Here is a 22,477-nt window from a genome sequence, read left to right on the forward strand (position 1 = left end):
TCCCGCCCGTCCTTTTTGGACGGGCGGGACGCCCATCCCACTTTCAAGAGTGGAAGTTATTTAATTCTCATTCCTTACGCTGTTGTGGGGAGTAGGGGTTGAGCAGGAACTCCCGCCATCAAGCTTAAATTTAAAGGCAAAATAGCTTATGGGGTAACAACCCAGAATATTTTTGGCCTAAACTGGGTTTTTTGCATAATTTCTCCACAAAAAAGGGAGAAAAGCCGTTTTCTTTTCCCCCAAGTTTTCCTTGTGCCTCAAGCGCGAGCTCAAAACTATTCCAAATTCGAGTCCGGGTAGTGATTGCGAATTTGTTCGGCTTCGGGACAATCGTCAGAAACTAGGGGTTCGCAGTTAGTTCGGGATACCGAAGCCAACTTCTGGGATACAGCTCCAATACTTTCAAGACGCACCATTTCTTCCCAGGAGCTGATTTCGTCTTCTTCGTCGGTTTCGTAGCGCAGCGTGACTAGATCCCCTTCAATATCTAGGATACGAGCGCGCTCTATCCAACGTTGCTGATCTCGAAGAAAAATAGAAACCTCACGACCATCACAACAGAGTTGATAGATTTTGCGCTGTAGCATTTGTCAGTTCTCCTGCGCAGTGTAACTTGCTTAAAATATGGTCTGTTTACCGTAACGTACTTTGGGTTTTACATCGGAAGGCACAGCCGTATGGACTAGCCAGTTTCACGTTTTCCGCAACTTTGGTACCGATGGGAGTTACCAAATTCGATTTTACCACCAAATCTATCCAGTACGCCATTTATCCAATTACAGGTTGTGCAGCCAGTGGCATCTCTCGTGAGAGGCATTTGCCAGCATAGATCCGAGCATTAGGACTTGACTCGGGCGATCGCGATTAACAGCGACAATAACAACAGACTCTGCCTCTAAAATCTCGCTCTGTTTTGCCTCAAGTCCCCCAGAAAGCTATTGTTTCGACGTTTGTTCGATCGCCCGCTAACGCCGTCAAGGCTCAATCTCAAATCTCAAATCTCGAAGGGAAAGCTCTAAAGTGACACTCAAACAGCGACAATAAAAACAGACTCTGCCTCAGATATCTCGCTCTCTTATGTCTCAAGTCCCCCAGAAACAAGAGTGTTTGGAAGTTATTTCTAGCCCCCAGTACCCCCTATGAACTCAATCTAAAATCTCAAATCTAAAATCTCAAATCGATTGTTCGATCGCCCACTAACGCCGTCAAGGCTCAATCTCAAATCTCAAATCTCGAAGCGAAAGCTCTAAAGCGACACTCAAACAGCGACAATAAAAACAGACTCTGCCTCAGATATCTCGCTCTCTTATGCCTCAATTCCCCCAGAAACAAGAGTGTTTGGAGGTTATTTCTAGCCCCCAGTACCCCCTATGAACTCAATCTAAAATCTCAAATCTAAAATCTCAAATCGATTGTTCGATCGCCCACTAACACCGTCAAGGCTCAATCTCAAATCTCAAATCTCGAAGCGAAAGCTCTAAAGCGACACTCAAACAGCGACAATAAAAACAGACTCTGCCTCAGATTTCTCGCTCTCTTTGGCCTCAACTCCCCCAGAAACAAGAGTGTTTGGAGGTGATTTCTAGCCCCCAGTACCCCCTCTTTCCTCAATCTAAAACCTAAAACCTAAAATCTAAAATCTAAAATCTAAAATCTAAAATCGATTGACTGGAGTGTGATAAAAATCACTGACAGCAGGCAGCCCCTAAATGTAGAAAATGGTGGCGGCCAACAACTAGCTTCAAAACGGGCAGCGGAACCTGTGGCGGTTAAGCTAAAAGAATTGCGGTTCGGTTCAACACAAATTGGAGTCATCGCTCGTGCGTATTAAGGAGGCTAATTGATGGTGTACGCAGAAAATTGGTCGCAGCCGTCTATCTTAGAGCTAGCGCGATCGGGCAACTTTCAAGCCCTGAATTACTGGATTGACAGCTTGCTGCGCCCCGAAGGGATTTATGCCCGCGTCGAACAGGCTCAGGCCGGCTGCGTCCAAATCCTCGTAGAATTCCAGCGCGAATTTGCGCCAGATACTACCTTACTGGGGAGCACTATCCGGGAAGGCTTAGTCAAATTTATTTGCCACCAACTCTGGAGACTCAACTCGCCAGCAGTAGAAGGAGTGCGAATTCAGGCGCGCTTGGCGGGGGATGCAGACATTCTCTGGAAACAGTCAGTGCGAATTGTCACTCCGGCAAACCGCCAGCGACGGCGTTACCGTTCCCTACCGATCGTCGATTGGGTTAAATTTAAAACGTATCGTTCTCTGCTGCTAGTGGGATCGGCACTTGCCTCATTTATTTTAGGGTGTTGGGTCAGCTACCACGAGGCTGTGGCCCTGCAGTTAGGCTCTTCAGTATCCGGCTACCAGCAAGGTGCGGTAATTTCGGGGCCGCCTCCAAAACGTGCGGATACGGTGCAAGCAGCCTTAGAAGTGGTACCAGTAGTTCAGCAAAAGCAAGTTGCTAATCCTTACGATCCAACAGTAACGCTGATGTTCGGAGGAAATGTGAATCTATCGGATGCGCTCGGATCATCTGCAGCCAACGATCACCAATGGGCTTTCGCCAATATGGACGAGTATCGGCAAGCAGATGTGGCGATGGTTAACCTAGAAAACTCCCTGACTCGCTCTACATTGGGCTCTGCTAAAAAACAATTAAATTTTAAAGCCGATCCAGAATCGGTGAAAGTATTAACAGCCGGAGGAGTGGATATTGTCAATCTGGCAAATAGCCGCGCTATGGATTACGAGGAACCGGGGCTGGTGGAGACAATGAATACTCTAGATAATAGTGGGATTCAACACCTGGGAGCCGGCAGAGATATTAAAGAAGCCAGGCGTCCAGATATTATTGAAGTTAAGGGTCAGCGGATTGCCTACCTCGGTTATTACGATGCCGAGCTGAACGTCGCTGACCAAGGGAAAGCGGGCATTAACCCCCGCCGCAACAATCGCGTGGCGGAGGATATTCGAGCTCTTAGGAGTCAGGTAGACTGGATTATTGTTAATTACCACTGGGGAGTCGAATTGGCAGATTATCCGGGGGACGGGCAGATTGATTTGGCTCGGTTCACGATCGACCAAGGAGCTGATTTGGTAGTGGGACACCATCCCCAGGTACTGCAAGGTGCAGAAATTTACAATGGCCGCCCGATAGTTTACTCGCTGGGTAATTTTATATTCGGCCCGAATGCTCGCAGGGATTACGATACCGCAGTCCTGAAAGTATCGCTCAAAGACAGGAATATGAAGGTAGAGTTTCTGCCTGTGGAGGTGAAAAATTTTCAGCCGAAGGTGGTCAAGGGAGCCTCAGCCGATCGCATCCTCAAACGCATTGAGCAAATTTCTAGTATTTTCGATCGACCGATGCGATCTTCTGTAGTTCTCGAAGCCCTACTCCAGCCAGGAGCGGCATCAAAAACTCCAAATTCGACCTTGCCAGGAGCAGTAAAGAGCGGTACATACCAGCCGGGGCGAGGTTCCGGGGCCAGCGACGGTGAAAGCAATCAGCAAGGCCCCGGACAACCCAAACCTACTTTGATTTTGCCGGCTTTGCCGGCTGCGCCCCAACAGCCGGACAACTCCTCATTTTTCCCGAACGGGACAGGGCCTGCAATTGAGTCAAATCCGCCTCCGAATCAAAATTTGCCGCCCCGCATCTACCCTACTCAACCTCAAAATCCCAGCCGGGAACCAGAGCCGTTTACAAAAGAGCCATTCATCAAAGAACCGTTTATTTCGCCCCCATCTCCCAATCAAGGATCGGTGCTGAGTCCCCAAAGCTATCTTCCCCCGACTCGGGCTGTATCTTTTGAAGTCGCACTCAAAGGGCACTCGGCCTCCGCGATCGTTCCAGCTACCACCAGCAACGGCTCCAAGCAGCGGATCGCCCTGCCTCCTATAGCTAGGAGCATTGGTTAGCCGGTGGGGGCCGGAGCGAGGATGCAGGGGGAGGATAGGGGCGGTAATGGGTGAACATCAAGATAATAGCGACCAATTATTAACGATCGATTTACTGACAACCAATGATCAATGACCTACTACCGATGAGAAATGTGTTTGCGATCGCGCTCAAGCAAAAGCAGTACAAAACCTATATCCTCTCCGACGAAACCGCTAACTCTACTCTAGAAGTTGTGCCGGAACGGGGCGGTATTGCCACTAGCTGGCTGGTTGAAGGCAAAGAAATCTTCTATTTGGACGCGGAACGGTTCGCCAATCCCGATCTAACTGTACGTGGCGGGATTCCCATCCTGTTTCCCATCTGCAGCAATCTCCCCGACAATACTTACACGCACAAGGGAGTGGAGCGTAAGCTCAAACAGCACGGCTTTGCTCGAGACTTGCCTTGGACAATAGGCGAACAAGTTACGGAGGGTTGCGCCGCTCTGACGCTGATTCTCGACAGCAGCGACAAGACGCTGGCTGTTTATCCGTTTGATTTCCAACTAGCCTTCACTTATCAGATTAAAGGCAATTCTTTGGAAATTTTTCAGCGATACACCAATCTGTCTGACGAACCCATGCCGTTTTCTAGTGGTTTGCACCCCTACTTTTTGGCGACGGACAAATCTCAGCTCCGCTTTGAGATTCCGGGGATGCAGTACAGAGATCAGAACACCCACACCAAGGGTTACTTCACTGGGGTTTTTGACCCGACGCTGGATGAAATTGATGTTTCCTTTGACGAACTCACTGGTCTTGCTGCTACTGTCACTGACGCGGCGACCGGCTTGCGGCTGACCGTCAGTTACAACTCCAGCTACGGGAAGTTGGTTTTCTGGATGGTGAAGGGCAAGGATTTTTACTGTTTGGAACCTTGGACTGCTCCTCGAAATGCCCTCAACACTGGCGAACACTTGATTTATTTGCCCCCCGGCGCGACTTGCGAGATGCTGGTTCGCATGACTGCAAATTTTATTTAAAAAAGACTTGCTATTTCAAATGAGGGGTGCTACTATTAGAAATTGTGTGCGGTAACAATGTTTTCGCGGGTCGCTAGCTCAGCGGTAGAGCATTCGGCTTTTAACCGATTGGTCTCGGGTTCAAATCCCGGGCGACCCATAAAAATTTGTGAGTTAAGAATTTTGAGTTTTGAGCTGAATGCTCGGAACTCAAAATTTTGTTTGTTGAACTTTTTAGTAAATCTGGAAAGATAGTGCGCGATCGGTCGCAAATTGTCTTAATATTATCGTAAGAATTAAGCTTGTCCAAAATTCACTGCCCAAAAATCACAAATAATTAGGAGGAATATCTATGGCGCTTGTACCTATGCGATTGCTGCTCGACCACGCGGCTGAAAATGGTTACGGCCTACCGGCTTACAACGTCAACAACATGGAGCAAATCCAAGCGATCATGCGCGCTGCTGACGAAACCAACAGCCCCGTGATTCTGCAAGCTTCTCGCGGCGCTCGCTCCTACGCTGGCGAAAATTTTCTGCGCCACTTGATTTTGGCAGCAGTTGAAACCTATCCTCACATTCCCATTTCCATGCACCAAGACCACGGCAATGCCCCCGGCACTTGCTATTCTGCCATGCGCCAAGGTTTCACCAGCGTCATGATGGACGGTTCTCTGGAAGCGGATGCTAAGACTCCCGCTAGCTACGAGTACAACGTTCAAGTTACTCGCGATGTGGTCAATGTTGCTCATTCGATCGGCGTTAGCGTTGAAGGCGAACTGGGTTGTTTGGGTTCTCTGGAAACAGGAATGGGCGAAGCAGAAGACGGCCACGGCTTTGAAGGTGCGCTTTCTCACGATCAGTTGCTGACAGATCCCGAACAAGCTGTTGATTTCGTCGAGCAAACCGGCGTGGATGCTCTAGCAGTCGCTATCGGCACTTCTCACGGCGCTTACAAGTTCACTCGCAAGCCGACTGGCGAAATTTTGGCAATCAGCCGCATTGAAGAAATTCACCGCCGCTTGCCGAATACTCACTTGGTAATGCACGGTTCTTCTTCTGTGCCCCAAGAATTGTTGGAAATCATCAACAGCAACGGCGGCAAAATCCGCGAAACCTACGGCGTACCTGTGGAAGAAATCCAAAAGGGCATCAAGTGCGGCGTTCGCAAGATCAATATCGATACTGACAACCGTTTGGCGATTACCGCTGCGGTGCGCGAAGCTTTGTTTGCGAAGCCCGATGAGTTTGACCCCCGCCACTTCTTGAAGCCGTCGATCAAGTATATGCAGAAGGTTTGTAGCGATCGCTATAATTCTTTCGGTTGCGCCGGTCACGGTACAAAGATTAAGCAAGTATCTTTGGATGATTTTGCAGCTAAGTATGCTAAGGGCGAATTGAGCTCTTCTGCTAAGAAGACTGTGGCTGTTTAAGAATTTTAGGTTTTAGATTTTAGTTTTGTCTGAAGTCTAAAGTTATGATTGCCGGGTAGCTTTGAAGTTGCCCGGTTTTTGTTTGTGCGATTTTATGTATAGCAGTAGTTGATTATTCCCTCGATCGGCGGTTGAAACAGATCCTACACAAACTTTCGTCCCTCTCTCAGAGACTAAAGAATCAACGGGGTATTACGGTGACAAAGCAGGGCGCACAACGCGAATCAGTTTACCTTCCAAAGGTTCTGCGGCTACGATCGCGGTGTGGATTCGGTTAGCCAGTGCTTCTTAATTGCGATCGTTCGTACAGGCGATAATGCCAGCATGAAGGGGGTGTATGCGGTGCAGCCGAAAGAAATATTTACGGTTTTCGGTAATGACGACCGGTTTTTCGCTAGTAGCAAAAGCTAAAACATCCGGGTTAGGAATTTTCTGATATCATGTCCGATCAATTAACCATAATATCCCGGTCGGGGCGGGTTTTTGAGATGGTCAATTATTTGCCGCTATTGTTGGTGAACCCGCCCCTACAAAAATCGCGATCGCTCGACCGGACATGATATGATTCGCTCTGCCTGCTTCTTGGACAGTCAAAACATCATGTCCTAAAGCTCTCAGTAATTCTACAACAGGATAGGGGTATTGCTCATCGGCATAGAGACGTGCCATCGGCTACAAATCCTCGTCTATCACTTCATTGTTTTCCCGAATTTCTGTTTCAATTTCATCGGGAAAGGCTTCAGCATAGGCCCAAGCGTTAGCAATATCAGTCGCAGATAGCGATAGATAGCTTGTGAGTAAATCAGCTTCACTGTAGCCAATGCGACGAGCTTCTACAAGTCCCCAAACGGTGATGCGAGTGCCAGCAATGCAGGCACTCCCGCCACAAACATCAGGCGTTTTTTCAATACCGCGCCAAGGAGTGATTTTACCTTGAGTGAGGAGTTGAACGACTTGAGCTTTTTCGTCGTCAGAGAGTGCCAGGAGTTGAGGCTCTAATTCTTTTAGCGTCATGGCAAACAATGGAATTGCGATTACTGATTATTCTATCGAATTTATTCTATTCAGTCCGCGATCGCACGGGTGGTCATCACCTTGGTTTGATGGACGAAAATAATGCCTCCAAGCCTTTAATATAGCAACTGCCCGTGTTAGGACAGGTTATATTTTTATAATAAACCCCAATTTGTAGGGGCGGGTTCACCAACCATTTATGAAACCCACAAACAACCTCATAAACCCGCCCTCATCCGCCATTGTTTACATCAACATTTTACCAATAAATTAATCGTACATTTTTATTGTTGGTGGGCGGGGGCGGGTTTATAATATTATTCATTTTGAGCGTGAATGGTTGGCGAACCCGCCCCTACAGAATTTTGGGATGTTTTTTATGAATTAGGAAGCGTAATGTGGCGATCTATAAGATTGTCGAGCTTTATTTAGGGATTTTCGATGTATCCGCACCCTACCACTATGTACCTAAATTACATTGCTGCGATCGCATATTGCCTCAGTACAGGTGAAATCGTGTAAAAATTTGCTTGTTGTTCAATCAAGCAGCGCCGCGATAGAGATTGCAGCGCATTTAGCAAATCTGAAGCCGGAATTATGTCATTTTCTAGCAATTTTGCCCGGTTGATTGGCTGGCTTCCTTTCGCTAACAGGGAGATTACTTGTTTTTCTAGTTCGGATAAGCGATCGAACTGCTGCTGTAAAACATCTTTCAAATCTTCTGGCAACAATATCGTATCATTTGGTAATAACTCTGTCACGCCTCCTCCCAAGTCTTGAATCAGATTCGCCACGCTTTTTAACCATAGGGGGTTGCCTTGGTAGCGATGAATGAGAGTTTCACTGTTGTCGCTTTCTTCTAACCCATAATCTCTGAGAATTTCCCGTGCGGCGGCGATGCCTAGACCTTGGATTTGTAAGGTGCGAATGGAAGTATTTTGGTTTTTAACTTGAGTCACTTCTCTCGGTTGTTCCCAACCGATTAACATCAAGCAGCTTTGATGGGATAATTTTTCTATTTGTTTGAATAAGGAGCGATATTCTTCGGCTTGTGGTTGATATTTTCCTGCCAATTCGCCGCTACAGAAAAGGTTGTGAACGTCATCTAAGACGATTAAACAGCGATGGTTTTGTAAATACTTAATCAGTGGTAAGCGTTTTTGGTTTGTTGGGGATGAATCTTCTTTTTCTGACTGGGAAAAAAGCTGTATTAGGTTAGATTGAAATTTATCGATGGTGGGGAATTCGTCTAGTGTGTACCAAACTGCGTACTCAAACTCGTGTTTGATTTGTTGTACGAGTTGTACTGCTAGGGTGGTTTTGCCGATACCGCTGATGCCGGTGAGGGTGATGAGGCGACAGCGTTGTTGTAGAATCGAGGTTGTGAGGGTGTGGAGTTCGGGAGTGCGATCGAAGAAATCGCCTAATTCTGGCATATGGCTTAAATCTTGATGTGAGGTTTCTTGATTTGGTGGGCGTGAGTTCGGTATGTTTGGCGGATGTCTGGCTTCTCCACAGGTGTTAAAACTACTAATTGCTACAACGTCTTTTGCAAAATTGGAAACATTTGAAACTTGCCACCTCTGCATTGCCGAGCAAAAATTCTTTTTATTGACATCTTCCCCTAATTCTTCTGAAAGAATCCGCCATAATTCCGAACCCGCATTCCTAGCGCTACTTTCAGAACAGTCAAAATCTTTGGCTATGTGCTTGTATGTCTCGCGTTCTAGAGTTCCCCGCAGTACCGCCTCTTGTAAATCGTCAAGGTGCTGACCTGTTTTCTCGAAAACTATGCGATCGGCGAGTTTTAACGCTTCTTTTAGGTTCATCGGTTTAGGTAGACACCAGAATTTTGTGTATTATAGCTCACATTTCCGGCTTTTTAGTACATTTTTGGACAAAAATAGATTCAGGAGAATGAAAGTGTCGGCAAAATTGAACATTTTTTTATTAAAATAATTCGGATTTCTAAGAACCAGAGCAGAAGTAGTAAATAGTTAATTTAGGGATTAAATGCTTTCAGCTTTATACCTTAAATAGGTTGTTGTCTCGGTTCAATAGAGGTTAAATAAATATGAATAACAGGGATCGTGCTATCGTTGTTTACTTGTGTATTGTCATTGTCCCCTTAATTGTTGCACTTGGGATTATATGGTTGATATTTTCTTCTAAAACCTTAGATAAGCAAGCTGCTGTAACTGTTACACTTTTTGTATTAACTCCAGTTGGAGCGTTGTTATTTGGACCGATAGGAAGAAAATTGGAGGTTTTGATCGATGACTTACTAATCAGCCTATTTATCGACAAATCAATTTATAGAATTTTAATTTTTGGTCGTCATGGGAGTGGTAAAACTACTTTTATAGAAACGGCTTTTACATTTATAGATCCAGCAGATCCAAAGAGAAGATTGACTGAAAACTTTGAATATCGTCGTTTCCGAGTTCAGCTACATAGAAACGAGTTAAATTTGGGTCAATATACTGACGTGGAAGTAGCGGATTACAGAGGGCAAACACCGAGCCAGGTAATAATTAACAATTCGGCAGATTTTTTTGGCCCTAAAGGCAGTCGCGTACTTAATGCCATTATATTCATGGTAGATATTGTACCTAGAATAATTGACGAGCAAGGCAATCCCCTTGATGATCGATCTCTACTTGAATGGCTTAATAACGGAAATAAGTTAGTAGATAAAATCAGAGAAAGGGTTCGAGAACACTATGAATACATCAATCAAGCATCCTTAGAATTACTCTTTAACAGCTTATACAGCCAGAACTTGACAAGTGTTATATTTGTCATCAACAAAAAAGACTTAATTGAGAAATTAATTAATAATGGATGTTTGCCAACCAATTTTAGTGATTTCAAAGAGGATGCTAAACCTCTTTTCACTCGAATGATTCAAAACATTAATGAGGCTTGCACTCAATTAGGAATAGAAGAATTTTCCAACAATGATTCTTGGATTTTTACAGTCAGTGCAAGAAGTGCAGATGAGTTGCGCCCATTAATCGTTCGTCTATTACAAACAAGGAGTTAAATATGTCTGAAGAGCAACCGAAATATAGCGATCGAGAAGATGGCATAGACTATCGAGTTATCAAGTCTTATGGACGTGAAAATAGAACACCTATACGCAAATCCTTTGTTTATGCCTTAGTTCTTGTTATAGTTATATTTTTAATGACAAGATGTGACGGAGGGCAAGTTAGTAACTTAGAAACAAAGGTAATTAACTTAGAAACAAAGGTAACTAACTTAGAATCAAAGGTAACTAACTTAGAATCAAAGGTGGCTAACTTAGAAACAAAGGTAACTAACTTAGAAACAAAGGAAAACAAAGGAGAATCTCAGAAAAGCAAAGGAGAATCTCAGAAAAATAACGCAGAATCTCAGCCCTAGTGATGATTCTACAAAGAGCGCTCGTAGCATAAAAAACAAAGGGCGATCGCCATTTCTTTGTTATGATGACCGATCGCCTCAAATGAAAGAGCGATCGCCTACAAAAATATAAAATATTGCCTAACTGAGTGTTTGTAGCACCGAATTACCTGTAAGGTTGGCATCAACTGTAGCTAATATTAACCCATAATAAATAGCTGTGGCCGCAATAAATCGGTCTCCGGGGTCTTGATGGGGTAGTGCAATCTCGCGACTTAAAATGGCAATGGAGTGATTCATTTGGGCTTCACGAGTTTCCAGAGTTTTTAAAGCTAAGTTAACCCATGTAACCGGATCTGGCTGTAAAGATATCCTTCCTTTTTCTGCAAGGATGAGCGTCTCCCAAATGCTAATTGGACTCAGCCAAAGTTCAGTATTAGGATCGGCGATCGCGGTTTGAAGTTGAAGAGATAGGCGTTGATCGCCGAGTAAATACCAAAGCCAAATGTGGGTCTCGAGTAAAAGTTTCATTCTAAAACTTCCCATAGTTCGGCGACAGGAGCAATTAAATCTCCTAATATTTCACCGCTTCCTTTCATTGTGCCAAACACGGGGCGTGGGGTTTGGGTAGTGGCAGGATAGATAATCACTAATGGTTTCCCTTCATGGATAATGGTGAGGGGGGTTTTGGTACGTTCGACCTCTATAAATAGAGTCTGGAGGGTTTGAGGTAATTCAGTCGTGGTAATTTGTGCCATTTGTTCACCTTTGACAATCTTATTCTCTTTCTACTATGATAATGCGAGGATTAGACGGAAAGCGATGCTTGAGTGAAAAAAGATCGATCGCCCCTCGCACCAAATACCAAACACTGCGATGATTCTACGGAGTGCGATCGCCACTTTCTTATACTCGGAAGGGTCAGGTTTTGCCGATAGTAAACCGGGTCGAGGTCAATAAGGGGCGATCGACACTCGTTATAATCAAAGTATCAATTCTCCACCAGATGCCGCGATGACCATCAAAGAACTCCTCATCCAAGAAATCGATAGCACCCCTGACGAACTGCTCCCAGATCTTCTTAGCTTGGTACGATCGCTAAAATCCACTCCACACGGCCAACTCAATACCTACGAACAACTGCTAGAGCGCATCGACTACCTCGAAGCCATCATCGGCATCCGCAAAGGACTCGAAAGCTTCGATCGAGGTGAAGGTATTCGGGCCGAGAGAGCGATGACAGCGCTACAGCAGCAGTTCAACATCCCTCCTCGTCTATGAGTTATCAAGTCCTAATCCAACCACCCGCCTTTCAAGAAATTGAAAACGCCTACCGTTGGATGTGCGATTATCTGAGTGCTGATGCCGCAAATCAGTGGTACTACGACCTCCAAGATGCGATCGCATCCCTGCAACAGTTTCCTTACCGTTGCTCAGTTGCACCCGAAGCTGCCATCATTGGTCGGGAAATTCGACAACTTTGGGTTGGTAAAAGAAGAACCTATCGGATTCTGTTTGTGGTGGAGGGCGATACCATTGCGATATTACATATTCGTCACCGCCGTCAAGCCCCTCTCGATACTGAACCGCCAGAGTAATCGCCTCAAATAGTCAATAAAAAGCGATCGCCCCTCGCACCAAATACCAAACACTGCGATGATTGTACAGAGTGCGATCGCACATAATCATCATCACTAATTTGCGATCGACCTCCTGCATCAATTCTCCACAAACCATCCGGCTGAGGTTCCTTATCTGCCTCCAAGCGCACAGTAGCATTGTCGCCCAATTCCACCCCAGCCAACGTAGAATTTGATTTTGTGGTTCGCCGTAACTTCTGAATCTTACCGATAATGCCAGATAAAATATTTTTTCAATCTATTCAGTTGGTGAGGAAAAATTTAAGCAAACATCGCATCGGAAAGGCCAGTTTCGTAGGAGTAAACTCGATTCCGATCTAGGTTTTAACAAAAGCCGCCCCTAGTATTTTCTTCTGCTTCTTCCTTCGCGACAAAACCGCTTACGAAGTGCTTCCCTAACGCACCTCGAAGCGGTTCGTTTCTAACACAAATACCCAATCCAAGCGGGCAAAACCTCCGGCGAACCGTACCACTTCCCCGGAGAACGAGGCGAATGCCAAACCCCCTCCAACACCAGATTTTCGGCTCCGTCCAAAACAGCAGCTTCCACCGGCGTAATTCCATCTCCCCAAGTTTCGCCCTTCCCCACAGTCAATTCATAACTTTTGTAAGCCAGCCAAGTCCCAAAACCGCGCTTGCCAAAAACAGCCTTCCCAGCAGCGCACACGTAGCGCACCTGCGGGTGAAAAGCCCCTGGATAGTGAATTTTGACAAAATCTAGATTTTTGCGCGTCCAGCGCTCTTGAGAGACGTGCGGCGTGCCTAAAGTGATTAAAGTATTCACACAGGGGTGAGCTTCCCACAAACCCGCGTCCTCAAGCACGTCGCCGTGAATGGTGTAAGGCTTTTCGCCCAAATAGATGCGAGAAATCCAGCCGCCAGCGGAATGAGCGACGAGATTGATCTGCGGAACGCCGTATTGCTGTAACATTTGTTTGACCGTGCGATCGAGCTGTCGCAAAATTGGCACCATCGACCGCCCGCCAAAAGTCGGCAACCAATCTCCCTTGCCCAGAGGCACTGTTACTGTTGGGAAACCTCGATCGACCAGAGACTTTTCTAATTCCCGATAGTCGGAAGCAGCAGCAAAATATCCTGGTAAAATCACGGTTGGTAATGGCATTGTCAATTTTAGATTTTAGATTTTAGATTTTAGATTTTGCGGTCGGAGTGCTACGATCTGTTTTTCAAGTTAAAAGACACTTGCCGAAGCATCCTTTGGATTGCTAACATCTGCCACTCGTTAAACCTTTTGCTTAGGGAATATCTACTTCTATGGCTCGCGAGCCGATTCAAACATGGTATTTTACCCTAGTTGTCGTTCACTTAGAAGACCGTTTTCTACTGGTACAAGAGCGCAAGTACGAGCAGCAGTGGTATCTCCCAGCAGGGCGAGTGGAAAAAGGGGAAACTTTGCTCGAAGCTGCTATGCGTAATACCTTTGAGGAAGCGGGCATTTCCATCATCGTTGAGGGAATTCTCCGGGTAGAGCACACAGTGATGCCTAGGGGCAATGTGCGCCTCCGAGTCATTTTTGTGGCTCGTCCACAAGATAAGACGCCGCCCAAGAGTAAGCCGGATGAGCATACTTTGTGCGCGGGCTGGTATTCTCTCAAGGAATTAGACCAGTTGTCGTTGCGGGGAGAGGAAGTTCGGGAAATGTTTCAATATATGGCAAGCGGCGCTCCAATTTATCCCATCGACTTGCTCACCATCGAGGGAGCTCCTTTTAAAAATTACCGCTATCGCTGGTGAATCCATAGATTTTGGATTTGGGATTTGGGATTTTGGATTGAATAATTACTTCCACGGATGAATCCGGTTGTGTAACCGAATTGGAAACAGGGGTCGATCGAACGGATCGATCGTGTTTAATAAATTAGTGGCGCTCCAGAACCCGAAAAAAGACGGTATAGCAGCGGTGCAGTCTGTTTTTTCCATCGCCCCAGTCCCGCCCGCCTGACGCCTGCTGACCATTCTCAACAATACCTGAGAAACCGCGTAGAGGATTGGGTCAAAGGCATTAGGCAAGAAAAACAATGGTTTCAGCGATTAACAACGTCCTCACCCGATTGGCGGTTGTTATACCAGCGTGGAACCAGCCCAAAAACCCGGTTTCTAGGCTTGAGTGCTTGATGTGAGGGTCGCGAAATCTCAATAAAAGTCGATCGGGCAATTTCGATACCGACAGTGCTACAATTATACCTTTGAATTCCCAACCTCTCCTCATTAAAAATTAAAACGAATTCACACTCAATCACAACCACAACAATATAAATTACCCATCGCCCAATCACTCAATCTCCCAATCCCCCAATCCCCCAATCCCCCAATCACTCAATTTCCCAATCCCCCAATCTCCCAATCCCCCAATCCCCCAATCCCCCAATCCCCCAATCCCCCAATCCCCCAATCCCCCAATCTAAAATCTAAAATCGAACAATCCCCCAATCCCCCAATCTAAAATCTAAAATCTAAAATCGAACAATCCCCCAATCTAAAATCTAAAATCTAAAATCGAACAATCCCCCAATCTAAAATCTAAAATCTAAAATCTAAAATTTAAATGACTGACTCTTCCTCCCTAGCCAACACCCTTTCCGAACCGCTGCGCCAGCCTTTTTGGTGGGCAGCCCTAGCTTCTGTGGGCCTGCACGGAGTCCTCGGAGCAACCGCCCCGACGCTCTCAAACATACTTTATGGTGGAAATTCCTCAAAAAATATCCCCGGTTCTGTCGGCTTAGTAGAACTAACTCCCGCAGAAGTCAGCCGCCTGCCACAAACCATACCACCGAAACCGTCTAATACGCGATTTACGCCATTTACGATCGCACCAGTTCCCCTTCCACCAGCGCCCAAGTTAGCCCCACCCTTGCCCCCCGCACCTGATACCATCAACTTGCCCGCCATGCCGCCGGGAATGCCCCCTCCTGGATTCTTTTCCCCTCTCCCTCCTTCCCCTCTCCCGCCCTTCACGGCCCCAACAGCCCCGCCACCTCCCACAACTCCATCCCCAATAGTCAGAGCCCCCTCCCAGCCAATACCCACTTTCGTCCCACCCGTACCTCCTAGCGGTTTCCTTTTCCCACCTTTACCTGGTAATTTCGATCGCAATATCCCGCCACCACCATCGCTGAATGAAGCGCCCCAGATTCCCGGCGGCGGCTCGGAAGATGAAGCAGAAGCGCTCAAAAGGATTATAGCCAGTAGAGGCGGACTGCCACTATTTCCAGACGGAGCTCCAGTCTTTACCCCGGAATTCCCAATTGGCAGGAATGTGGGACCCGATGGAGTACCAAAATTGACTCAAAAAGATCCCAATAAAAGGACTCTCATCGCAGAAACTCAGTCCGGTCAACCGGGTTCAAACTTACCCACCGACAGAGAGACACTGCTGGCGGCTGGAGAGACCTATGTTGCTTTGTTTGAGAAATTCAAAAAGGCTTATCCTGACTTGGAAATGACAGGCCCGACTCCTGTGCCTGTGCCTTATCCCGTAACAGCTTGCTCACAAAAACTCCAAGGAAGAGCAGTTTTTGGAGCAGTTGTCAGCCCTCAAGGCTTGCTCAAGGCCGAGCCACAGCCGATCGTCCCCACGGGTTACGGTATTCTCGATAATGCGGCTAAAATTGCGATTATTAGCCCTTCTCTAACATTTGAAGCAGCCAGCACGCACAAGCTTTACCAACTGGATGTCGAGTTTAAGTACGACGAAAAAGTTTGTAGTGGCATTCCTGTCACCCCAACCAGGCCCAACCCACCAGGCCAGCAGCAGCCCGCGCCCGCGCCGACAGCGCCCAGCAGACCAACAGGCCAGCCGCCATCCCCAGCGCCTACTGAAGTGAAACCGCAGTTCGAGAAGCCGCCTGCCCCCTCAAACAAACCGCAGCCAGGGGCCCAACCGTCGCCGCCCGCACCCAAGCCAGGGGCTCAACCGTCGCCCTCGCCTGAACCGAAACCAGCCGCGGAACAGTCGCCTTCTCCTCAACCGCAACCCGCCGAAGAGTCCCCGCAGCCCGAAGCCGCACCATCTCCTGCCGCCGAAGAGTCTCCGCAGCCGGAAGCTGCACCATCTCCTGCCGCCGAAGAGTCTCCGCAGCCGGAAGCTGCACCATCTCCTGCCCCGGAAGTGTCGCCGTCACCGTCGCCGGAAGCAGCGCCATCTCCTGCTGCCGAAGTGTCGCCGTCACCATCGCCGGAAGCAGCGCCATCTCCTGCGGCTACCGAAAATTAATTGGGCATCGCTAATTGGCAATCGGTATTGTAAAACTTCGTTGAGTTTATAAGCAATTATAAACAATAGTAGTTAGTAGTTAGTAGGGTGCGTCAGCTTGAATATTTGTAGCTTCTCAAACGAATTTCTACTTGCTGACGCACCCTACTTTATCAACTAAGAACGAAGTTGTTTTTCGTCCGCCTGACCAGGCTGGGGACGATTGAACTTTTGACTACAAAGCTAATTACCTATTCCCCTTAATCTCTCAATTGTATTGAACTTTATACATTTGAAATAAGTCACCACTTTGCTTTTTTACTACCTTAGCGCCTGCAGCTTTAATCATTTTTTCCCAATCTTCTATTGTCTCTAAAAATACTTCGCCGGCTCGATAAGTTTCCAAAATTGCCCAATCTTCTGCTAAAGGAGCATTGGGGTTGAGGACATCAAAAACAAAATGACCGCCCGGTTTTAGTACCCGCTTTACTTCTCCCATGACAATATTCCAATAGTCTATGGGATAGTAACAGCTAAAGCCTGTAGCGAGGCATAAATCGAACTGAGCCTCTTCGTAATTTAACTGGTGAGCGGGGGCCCATTCTACGCCTTTGAACAGCTTAGAATTGAGCTGAGGGCCGCGAGCGTTTAAGGCGTCTCGCGCTGCGCTGCTGATTTCTTGACCATAAAAATAGGCTTCCCAATCCCGCCAAGGGTAGATGAGAAAGCTGACTCCGCAGCCAATGTCTAAACAGCGCTGATTTTTTTGAGGTTTGGCAATTTTCCAGAAGGGAGAAACTGTTTTTGCTTGGAGAGTTCCTGCGACTGATTCCAGGAAAATCGGCATTGCTTCGACTTCTTCGGGTAAGGCGAAAGCTTCTCCTCGGTATTCGCGATCGAACCGGGCAGCAACCTGCGATAGTAAAACTTGCCAGCTATCTGATTTGCCTTTGGCAAACCAAGTTTGCTCGCTTGTACTTGCTGGGCGTTCGGACTTTTTAGACATTCTTGAATTACCTTTTAGAAGCTTTGAGAGCTTTTGTAAAGTTTTGGCGGTAAGGCTTATTAAAAATTAACGCGGGCCAGAGCAGCGAGAGCTTAAGGCGATTTGCAAAACTTCGATCGAAGTTAGTGCGATCGAACCCATTCCAAAATTTCCAAATACCGCCACCGTAAGCGATCAGCAATGCCAAGCTAATTAACGTACTCATTTAAAAAACCCCTAAGCAATGGATAGGATTTTGGGTCAGCTAGTCAAAGCGCTACCCTTAATCTATCATTTATCAGACGCCAAGGCACACCGATAGCTGTAGTAATTCCACCTTCCGAAAGAGACTGCAAAATCCCCGCTGGCCACAAACTTAAAAATAACACCCCCGAAATAGCTTTCACCGAGCAAGCAAGAAGGGACTTCTGGTAAAAGTCGATCGTTCTGAGGACTTATAAGATTGAATAAGTGAAGAATTAAAGAATTGGGAAGGAATGATGAGATAAGGGTTTCGAGTACGGGCCTACAGTTGCATTCTTTTTTTTAACTGGTATCACCCAAGATCCCCTACAAATCCGAGTTCGACCGGGGGAGTGGTGCGATGCCGCAAGTTCTAATTCGGTTGAAATCGGTTGCTGTTGGGGGACGGCCTGGCCGAACGGGATTTACCAGACGTGTCACTACTCGAAGATAATTAACTAAGAACTGATAGCTCGCGGCCGACGAATTACAGCAGGCAAACTTTTTCTAGCGGACAATAGCGGTAGAGAGCTTTTTAAGCAAGGAGGATTTTATGCGTGCAGTGCTGATGGCTGGGGGATCGGGAACTAGGCTCAGACCCCTGACGTGCGATTTGCCCAAACCGATGGTGCCGATTCTGAATCGCCCGATCGCAGAACACATTATTAATTTGCTAAAAAGGCATCAGATTACGGAAATTATTGCGACGCTGCACTACCTTCCCGATGTCATGCGCGAATATTTTACTGACGGGGCAGAGTTTGGCGTTCAAATGACTTACGCTGTGGAGGAAGACCAACCGCTGGGTACGGCTGGTTGCGTCAAAAATATTGCTGAATTGCTCGATCGCACTTTTTTGGTCATCAGCGGCGACAGCATCACAGACTTCGACTTAACCGCAGCAATCAAATTTCACCGTAGCCAGCAATCCAAAGCCACGTTAATTTTAACTCGCGTTCCCAACCCGATGGAATTCGGGGTCGTGATTACCGAGGAAAATTACCGCATCAGTCGCTTTCTGGAAAAGCCTTCTAGCAGCGAAATTTTCTCCGATACTATCAATACCGGCATTTATATTTTAGAACCCGAAGTCTTGGATTACCTGCCGGTAAATCAGGAGTGCGACTTCTCGAAAGACTTGTTTCCCCTGCTACTGGAAAAAAATGAGCCGATGTACGGCTACATCGCCGAGGGTTACTGGTGCGATGTCGGTCAGCTAGATGTTTACCGGGAATCTCAGTACGACGCGCTGCGGGGAAAGGTCAAACTGGATTTGAGCTACTACAACGAAGTTCGATCGGGACTTTGGGTAGGTCAAAATACTTTTATTGACGATAGCGCGATCGTCGAAGTACCGGCCATGATCGGCAACAATTGCCGAATTGGAGCCCGAGTTAAAATCGATGCAGGTACTGTGATCGGAGATAACGTGACTGTGGGGGCCGACGCTAATCTCAAACGTCCCATCGTCTGGAACGGAGCAATTGTCGGTGAAGACGCTCATCTTAGGGCCTGCGTGATTTGCCGGAGTACCCGCGTAGACAGGCGCGCTCACGTCCTCGAAGGTGCTGTCGTCGGTTCAATGTCCATCGTGGGAGAAGAAGCACAAGTGGGGCCGAGCGTGCGCGTCTGGCCGAGCAAAAATATTGAATCCGGCGCTCTGTTAAATCAAAATTTAATTTGGGGAGAACAAGCTAAGCGGAATTTGTTCGGTCAGCGTGGCGTTCAAGGACTGGCAAATGTGGATGTTACCCCGGAATTTGCAGTGAAATTGGGCGCGGCTTATGGCTCGACTTTAAAACCGGGGACTGCGGTATCGGTTTCTCGTGACCAGCGGAGCATTTCGCGGATGGTTTCGAGGTCTTTGATTGCGGGTTTGATGTCGGTGGGAATTAATGTGATCAATTTGGAATCGACGGCAATTCCGATCGCGCGCACGGTTTCGTCTACGATATCAATTGCTGGCGGCATTCATGTTCGCATTTCGCCCGATCGCTCCGACCACATTTTAATTGAATTCTTCGATATCAAAGGCATCAATATTACAAAAGGAGCTGAGAAAAAAATCGAGGGGGCTTATTTTAAGGAAGATTTGCGGCGAGCTCTAATTCCCGAAATTGGAGAGATGACGTACTTTAACCAAGCTCTCGATGTTTACAACCGCATTTTTGAGCGGCAGATGAATGTTGAGGCAATACGCTACAGCAATTCTAAGGTGGTAATCGATTACGTTTACGCGGTTTCTGGAGCAATTCTGCCCCAAATGCTTGCCAAGTTCGGCTGCGATGCGGTGGTTCTCAATGCCAGTCTCAAACAGACTTCTCTAAGCAACGGGGAACGGGAATATTTGCTCGACCAACTCGGCCGGGTGGTGAAAGCACTCAGCGCTAATTTTGGAGTGCAGGTATCGGCTAACGGCGAACAGCTCATTTTGGTAGATGAGTCTGGGATAGCGATTCGTGGGGAAATGCTGACGGCGTTGATGGTAAATTTGATGCTGACTTCTCATCCCAAAGGTACAGTAGTAGTGCCGGTTCATGCGTCTTCTGCGGTGGAGGCGATCGCCCGACGCTATCAAAGCAAGGTAATCCGCACGAAGGCGAACCCAACTGCTTTGATGGAAGCCGCTAACAGGAACCCGAATGTGGTTTTGGGCGGCAGCGGCCTTATGGGTTTTATTTTCCCGCAGTTGCATCCCGGATTTGACGGAATGTTCTGCATTGCTAAAGTGATAGAAATGATGACGATTCAGGAGCGATCGCTCGGACAGATCAAGGCGGAACTTCCCCGCATCACCCACCGCAGTTACAGCGTCCGCTGTCCTTGGACTATCAAGGGTTCGCTGATGCGACATTTAGTAGAAACTCATTCGCCCGATCGTTTAGAATTATTAGATGGAGTGAAGATTTTTAACTACAGCGACGACAATTGGGTATTAGTTTTACCCGATGCTAGTGAACCGACCGTTCATATCTTCGCCAACAGTGAGGATCGAGATTGGGTATCTGAAACGTTGAAGGAGTACCGCGCCCTCGTTCACGATTTTGTCACTCAAGCCGAGGCGGCGGTTCTCCAAGATAAATTTGGTAACGTGTAATCCGTCATGGTGACAACTAATAGCGATCGGGCGCAGAAAAATCAGTAATTACCAATTGGCAATTGGCAATTCCCCAAAGCAAGACCCACAAGTCATCGGTACACGGATAGCTATTTCTTCCTTCTTCCTTCTTCCGTCTTCCGTCTTCCTTCTTCCTTCTTCCTTCTTCCTTCTTCCTTCTTCTTCCAATTCCCAATTACGCACAGAGAACAGATGAATAGCTGCATTTTGATGGCGGAAATAATTCAACAACCGCAACTCCGTTATACTCCTGACAATCAACTTCAAATCGCTGAGATGTTGGTGCAGTTTCCTGGCCCAAAACCAGAAGATCCGCCCGAACATTTGAAAGTGATAGGATGGGGCAATTTTGCTCAAGAAATTCACGAGAAATATCACGAGGGCGATCGCGTGATTATTGAGGGACGGCTGAGCATGAATACGATCGAAAGAGATGGTATTAAAGAAAAGCGCGCTGAACTGACAGCTCAAAGGATTTACAGTGTCGGCGCCGATGCCATGAGTTCGGCTCCTCCAACTAGAACCGCCCCGGAACCGGCTCAAATTCGCGACACCGCCCCGGCTAATGTGCCGAGCAATGTAGTACCTTTAGGCTCGCGGAACCGCAGTTCTAACAGCGCTCCAAGCGGCCCTAACCGCACGTCTAGTTCGGATTGGAACTCCCATCAGTCGTCTAATTCTGAGTCCGATCGCCAGTCGGGTTCGTCTAACGAACCGGAAAATCCCGATTACGATCCGATTCCATTTTAAAAATTAGGGTGCATCACTTTACAACTCGACTGTTCGATCGAAAGTGACGCACCTTAATTTAAGAGCGATCGCACTTCAGGAAAAAAGAGGGCGCTCCTCTTCGAGGGCTGCACTAACGAATTTGACTGAACTACGAGCTCTCATTGCAAATTTTACAGCTCGATCGTCACAACTTTTTTCTTGCTTTTTTCGTCGCGCAGCACGACTGTATTGTAGGGTGATGTATCCGTCCCCAGCGGAATTGGCAGCTTAAAGCTGCCGCTCTTATGCTTAAGTTCGCCTAAATCAATGCTTTTCGTTATATTGCCATCTGTTGCCAGATAAGCGGTAAGTTCGCCTTTATAATCTTCAATCAAAAAGTCTCTGAAGAAAACGACTTCCCCAGCCTCGGCATCGATAGCAAGGATGACCGTACCGCTAAACGTTGCGCCTTTTTCTTCTTCATCAACCGTCGCCATTTTAATTTCCGAGGGGTCTTGACCGGACATATCTGGCATAAATTTTTTCTCCTGAGCAAAGCGCAATAATTAACAAGAAGCTTACCTGATGCTAGGGGCGATCGCAAAACTCTTAGGACGTATTTCTGCATCTGTCTTGCTTCTGTCTGAGGTTAGAGAAGCCCGCGATCGCGCATTATACCCCCAAGTCTCGCAAACACCGCCGCGCTAATTCGATTCGATATTTAGCATCCTTACTCTGGAGTTTTTAAGGAGCGCGAATTAAATAACTTACAATTTTAATTGTTATTGTGGGATGGGCGTCCCGCCCGTCATGAGTGGACGGGCGGGAC

Annotated in this window: 24 protein-coding genes, 1 tRNA gene and 1 pseudogene; 13 read left to right on the top strand and 13 right to left on the bottom strand. The window is 47.1% G+C overall.

Features of this window, described 5'->3' with window-relative positions:
• Positions 1 to 275 precede the first annotated feature (275 nt).
• Positions 276 to 587: a DUF6679 family protein gene (locus QUA88_RS26590; protein ID WP_006633466.1), complete on the bottom strand. Its 312-nt coding sequence runs from the start codon at positions 585 to 587 to the stop codon at positions 276 to 278.
• A gap of 1,088 nt (positions 588 to 1,675) precedes the next feature.
• On the opposite strand from QUA88_RS26590, the gene QUA88_RS26595 reads away from it, so the two are divergent.
• The 5 genes from QUA88_RS26595 (at position 1,676) to fba (ending at position 6,337) form a co-directional block, all read left to right on the top strand.
• Positions 1,676 to 1,831 carry a hypothetical protein gene (locus tag QUA88_RS26595; protein ID WP_333053957.1) on the top strand — a complete coding sequence of 52 codons (156 nt, stop codon included), beginning with the start codon at positions 1,676 to 1,678 and terminating at the stop codon, positions 1,829 to 1,831.
• A gap of 12 nt (positions 1,832 to 1,843) precedes the next feature.
• Positions 1,844 to 3,922, top strand: a complete 2,079-nt coding sequence (locus tag QUA88_RS26600; RefSeq protein WP_333053955.1) for a CapA family protein — start codon at positions 1,844 to 1,846, stop codon at positions 3,920 to 3,922.
• A gap of 134 nt (positions 3,923 to 4,056) precedes the next feature.
• Positions 4,057 to 4,926, top strand: coding sequence for an aldose epimerase family protein (locus tag QUA88_RS26605; protein WP_445243075.1), 870 nt, complete (start codon positions 4,057 to 4,059; stop codon positions 4,924 to 4,926).
• 67 nt (positions 4,927 to 4,993) lie between these two features.
• Positions 4,994 to 5,065, top strand: a tRNA-Lys gene (locus QUA88_RS26610).
• Between the two features lie 192 nt (positions 5,066 to 5,257).
• Positions 5,258 to 6,337: a class II fructose-bisphosphate aldolase gene (gene fba / locus QUA88_RS26615; protein WP_006633469.1), complete on the top strand. Its 1,080-nt coding sequence runs from the start codon at positions 5,258 to 5,260 to the stop codon at positions 6,335 to 6,337.
• Positions 6,338 to 6,625: 288 nt separating this feature from the next.
• Here fba and QUA88_RS26620 read toward each other — a convergent pair.
• From QUA88_RS26620 to QUA88_RS26630, 3 genes and pseudogenes are all read right to left on the bottom strand, one after another.
• Positions 6,626 to 7,006 (bottom strand): annotated as a pseudogene (locus QUA88_RS26620) (DUF5615 family PIN-like protein).
• A 3-nt stretch (positions 7,007 to 7,009) separates the two neighbouring features.
• Positions 7,010 to 7,351: a DUF433 domain-containing protein gene (locus tag QUA88_RS26625; RefSeq protein WP_333262919.1), complete on the bottom strand. Its 342-nt coding sequence runs from the start codon at positions 7,349 to 7,351 to the stop codon at positions 7,010 to 7,012.
• A 473-nt stretch (positions 7,352 to 7,824) separates the two neighbouring features.
• A complete protein-coding gene (locus QUA88_RS26630) occupies positions 7,825 to 9,180 on the bottom strand; it encodes an NB-ARC domain-containing protein (RefSeq protein ID WP_333274713.1) in 1,356 nt (451 codons plus the stop codon).
• 245 nt (positions 9,181 to 9,425) lie between these two features.
• Here QUA88_RS26630 and QUA88_RS26635 point away from each other — a divergent pair, with 245 nt between their 5' ends.
• Complete coding sequence (locus QUA88_RS26635) at positions 9,426 to 10,397, top strand: hypothetical protein (protein ID WP_333274715.1); 972 nt, start codon at positions 9,426 to 9,428, stop codon at positions 10,395 to 10,397.
• A gap of 2 nt (positions 10,398 to 10,399) precedes the next feature.
• Complete coding sequence (locus tag QUA88_RS26640) at positions 10,400 to 10,759, top strand: hypothetical protein (RefSeq protein WP_333274718.1); 360 nt, start codon at positions 10,400 to 10,402, stop codon at positions 10,757 to 10,759.
• A gap of 120 nt (positions 10,760 to 10,879) precedes the next feature.
• On the opposite strand, the gene QUA88_RS26645 is transcribed toward QUA88_RS26640, so the two are convergent.
• Together QUA88_RS26645 and QUA88_RS26650 are read right to left on the bottom strand one after the other, a co-directional pair.
• Positions 10,880 to 11,269 carry a PIN domain-containing protein gene (locus tag QUA88_RS26645; protein ID WP_333274721.1) on the bottom strand — a complete coding sequence of 130 codons (390 nt, stop codon included), beginning with the start codon at positions 11,267 to 11,269 and terminating at the stop codon, positions 10,880 to 10,882.
• Entirely contained in the window at positions 11,266 to 11,496 is a 231-nt protein-coding gene (locus QUA88_RS26650) for a type II toxin-antitoxin system Phd/YefM family antitoxin (protein ID WP_333274724.1), read from the bottom strand. Before QUA88_RS26650 ends, QUA88_RS26645 begins: the two co-directional genes overlap by 4 nt.
• Before the next feature lie 256 nt (positions 11,497 to 11,752).
• Between QUA88_RS26650 and QUA88_RS26655 the strand changes: the two genes are divergently transcribed.
• The gene (locus QUA88_RS26655) at positions 11,753 to 12,019 is read left to right on the top strand and encodes a hypothetical protein (protein WP_333274727.1); all 267 of its coding nucleotides are present in this window, start codon (positions 11,753 to 11,755) and stop codon (positions 12,017 to 12,019) included.
• Entirely contained in the window at positions 12,016 to 12,336 is a 321-nt protein-coding gene (locus QUA88_RS26660) for a type II toxin-antitoxin system RelE/ParE family toxin (protein WP_333274730.1), read from the top strand. Before QUA88_RS26655 ends, QUA88_RS26660 begins: the two co-directional genes overlap by 4 nt.
• 5 nt (positions 12,337 to 12,341) lie before the next feature.
• Here the strand turns inward: QUA88_RS26660 and QUA88_RS26665 are convergent, their stop codons facing one another.
• Together QUA88_RS26665 and QUA88_RS26670 are read right to left on the bottom strand one after the other, a co-directional pair.
• Positions 12,342 to 12,542 (bottom strand): hypothetical protein, encoded by a 201-nt coding sequence (locus QUA88_RS26665; RefSeq protein WP_333274732.1) that lies wholly within the window; start codon positions 12,540 to 12,542, stop codon positions 12,342 to 12,344.
• Between the two features lie 257 nt (positions 12,543 to 12,799).
• A complete protein-coding gene (locus QUA88_RS26670) occupies positions 12,800 to 13,501 on the bottom strand; it encodes a lipase (protein WP_333274735.1) in 702 nt (233 codons plus the stop codon).
• A 152-nt stretch (positions 13,502 to 13,653) separates the two neighbouring features.
• On the opposite strand from QUA88_RS26670, the gene QUA88_RS26675 reads away from it, so the two are divergent.
• Complete coding sequence (locus QUA88_RS26675) at positions 13,654 to 14,133, top strand: NUDIX domain-containing protein (RefSeq protein WP_333053933.1); 480 nt, start codon at positions 13,654 to 13,656, stop codon at positions 14,131 to 14,133.
• Positions 14,134 to 14,178: 45 nt separating this feature from the next.
• Here the strand turns inward: QUA88_RS26675 and QUA88_RS26680 are convergent, their stop codons facing one another.
• Positions 14,179 to 14,409 carry a hypothetical protein gene (locus QUA88_RS26680; RefSeq protein WP_333274738.1) on the bottom strand — a complete coding sequence of 77 codons (231 nt, stop codon included), beginning with the start codon at positions 14,407 to 14,409 and terminating at the stop codon, positions 14,179 to 14,181.
• Positions 14,410 to 14,944: 535 nt separating this feature from the next.
• Between QUA88_RS26680 and QUA88_RS26685 the strand changes: the two genes are divergently transcribed.
• A complete protein-coding gene (locus QUA88_RS26685) occupies positions 14,945 to 16,612 on the top strand; it encodes a hypothetical protein (protein ID WP_333274741.1) in 1,668 nt (555 codons plus the stop codon).
• Positions 16,613 to 16,859: 247 nt separating this feature from the next.
• Here QUA88_RS26685 and QUA88_RS26690 read toward each other — a convergent pair whose 3' ends face one another.
• Positions 16,860 to 17,597 carry a class I SAM-dependent methyltransferase gene (locus QUA88_RS26690; RefSeq protein ID WP_333053930.1) on the bottom strand — a complete coding sequence of 246 codons (738 nt, stop codon included), beginning with the start codon at positions 17,595 to 17,597 and terminating at the stop codon, positions 16,860 to 16,862.
• A gap of 7 nt (positions 17,598 to 17,604) precedes the next feature.
• The gene (locus QUA88_RS26695) at positions 17,605 to 17,802 is read right to left on the bottom strand and encodes a hypothetical protein (RefSeq protein ID WP_333030091.1); all 198 of its coding nucleotides are present in this window, start codon (positions 17,800 to 17,802) and stop codon (positions 17,605 to 17,607) included.
• A 570-nt stretch (positions 17,803 to 18,372) separates the two neighbouring features.
• Here QUA88_RS26695 and QUA88_RS26700 point away from each other — a divergent pair.
• Positions 18,373 to 20,916, top strand: coding sequence for a mannose-1-phosphate guanyltransferase (locus QUA88_RS26700; protein WP_333274744.1), 2,544 nt, complete (start codon positions 18,373 to 18,375; stop codon positions 20,914 to 20,916).
• Between the two features lie 48 nt (positions 20,917 to 20,964).
• Here the strand turns inward: QUA88_RS26700 and QUA88_RS26705 are convergent, their stop codons facing one another.
• Positions 20,965 to 21,120, bottom strand: a complete 156-nt coding sequence (locus QUA88_RS26705; protein ID WP_333274748.1) for a hypothetical protein — start codon at positions 21,118 to 21,120, stop codon at positions 20,965 to 20,967.
• Positions 21,121 to 21,129: 9 nt separating this feature from the next.
• Here QUA88_RS26705 and QUA88_RS26710 point away from each other — a divergent pair, with 9 nt between their 5' ends.
• A complete protein-coding gene (locus QUA88_RS26710) occupies positions 21,130 to 21,687 on the top strand; it encodes a single-stranded DNA-binding protein (RefSeq protein ID WP_333274750.1) in 558 nt (185 codons plus the stop codon).
• A 152-nt stretch (positions 21,688 to 21,839) separates the two neighbouring features.
• On the opposite strand, the gene QUA88_RS26715 is transcribed toward QUA88_RS26710, so the two are convergent.
• On the bottom strand, positions 21,840 to 22,184 hold the full coding sequence (locus QUA88_RS26715; RefSeq protein WP_333208822.1) for a hypothetical protein: 345 nt from the start codon (positions 22,182 to 22,184) through the stop codon (positions 21,840 to 21,842).
• Between the last annotated feature and the right edge of the window lie 293 nt (positions 22,185 to 22,477).

The organism is Microcoleus sp. D3_18_C2 (assembly GCF_036702395.1).
Classification (GTDB): domain Bacteria; phylum Cyanobacteriota; class Cyanobacteriia; order Cyanobacteriales; family Microcoleaceae; genus Microcoleus.

Bases quoted from the DNA above. Each gene is read 5' to 3' on its own strand.
- QUA88_RS26650 (WP_333274724.1), bottom strand. From the start codon at position 11,496: ATGGCACAAATTACCACGACTGAATTACCTCAAACCCTCCAGACTCTA.
- QUA88_RS26695 (WP_333030091.1), bottom strand. From the start codon at position 17,802: ATGAGTACGTTAATTAGCTTGGCATTGCTGATCGCTTACGGTGGCGGT.
- fba (WP_006633469.1), top strand. From the start codon at position 5,258: ATGGCGCTTGTACCTATGCGATTGCTGCTCGACCACGCGGCTGAAAAT.
- QUA88_RS26630 (WP_333274713.1), bottom strand. From the start codon at position 9,180: ATGAACCTAAAAGAAGCGTTAAAACTCGCCGATCGCATAGTTTTCGAG.
- QUA88_RS26660 (WP_333274730.1), top strand. From the start codon at position 12,016: ATGAGTTATCAAGTCCTAATCCAACCACCCGCCTTTCAAGAAATTGAA.
- QUA88_RS26690 (WP_333053930.1), bottom strand. From the start codon at position 17,597: ATGTCTAAAAAGTCCGAACGCCCAGCAAGTACAAGCGAGCAAACTTGG.
- QUA88_RS26640 (WP_333274718.1), top strand. From the start codon at position 10,400: ATGTCTGAAGAGCAACCGAAATATAGCGATCGAGAAGATGGCATAGAC.
- QUA88_RS26600 (WP_333053955.1), top strand. From the start codon at position 1,844: ATGGTGTACGCAGAAAATTGGTCGCAGCCGTCTATCTTAGAGCTAGCG.
- QUA88_RS26655 (WP_333274727.1), top strand. From the start codon at position 11,753: ATGACCATCAAAGAACTCCTCATCCAAGAAATCGATAGCACCCCTGAC.
- QUA88_RS26625 (WP_333262919.1), bottom strand. From the start codon at position 7,351: ATGACGCTAAAAGAATTAGAGCCTCAACTCCTGGCACTCTCTGACGAC.
- QUA88_RS26635 (WP_333274715.1), top strand. From the start codon at position 9,426: ATGAATAACAGGGATCGTGCTATCGTTGTTTACTTGTGTATTGTCATT.
- QUA88_RS26590 (WP_006633466.1), bottom strand. From the start codon at position 587: ATGCTACAGCGCAAAATCTATCAACTCTGTTGTGATGGTCGTGAGGTT.
- QUA88_RS26710 (WP_333274750.1), top strand. From the start codon at position 21,130: ATGAATAGCTGCATTTTGATGGCGGAAATAATTCAACAACCGCAACTC.
- QUA88_RS26685 (WP_333274741.1), top strand. From the start codon at position 14,945: ATGACTGACTCTTCCTCCCTAGCCAACACCCTTTCCGAACCGCTGCGC.
- QUA88_RS26645 (WP_333274721.1), bottom strand. From the start codon at position 11,269: ATGAAACTTTTACTCGAGACCCACATTTGGCTTTGGTATTTACTCGGC.
- QUA88_RS26670 (WP_333274735.1), bottom strand. From the start codon at position 13,501: ATGCCATTACCAACCGTGATTTTACCAGGATATTTTGCTGCTGCTTCC.
- QUA88_RS26700 (WP_333274744.1), top strand. From the start codon at position 18,373: ATGCGTGCAGTGCTGATGGCTGGGGGATCGGGAACTAGGCTCAGACCC.
- QUA88_RS26675 (WP_333053933.1), top strand. From the start codon at position 13,654: ATGGCTCGCGAGCCGATTCAAACATGGTATTTTACCCTAGTTGTCGTT.
- QUA88_RS26715 (WP_333208822.1), bottom strand. From the start codon at position 22,184: ATGCCAGATATGTCCGGTCAAGACCCCTCGGAAATTAAAATGGCGACG.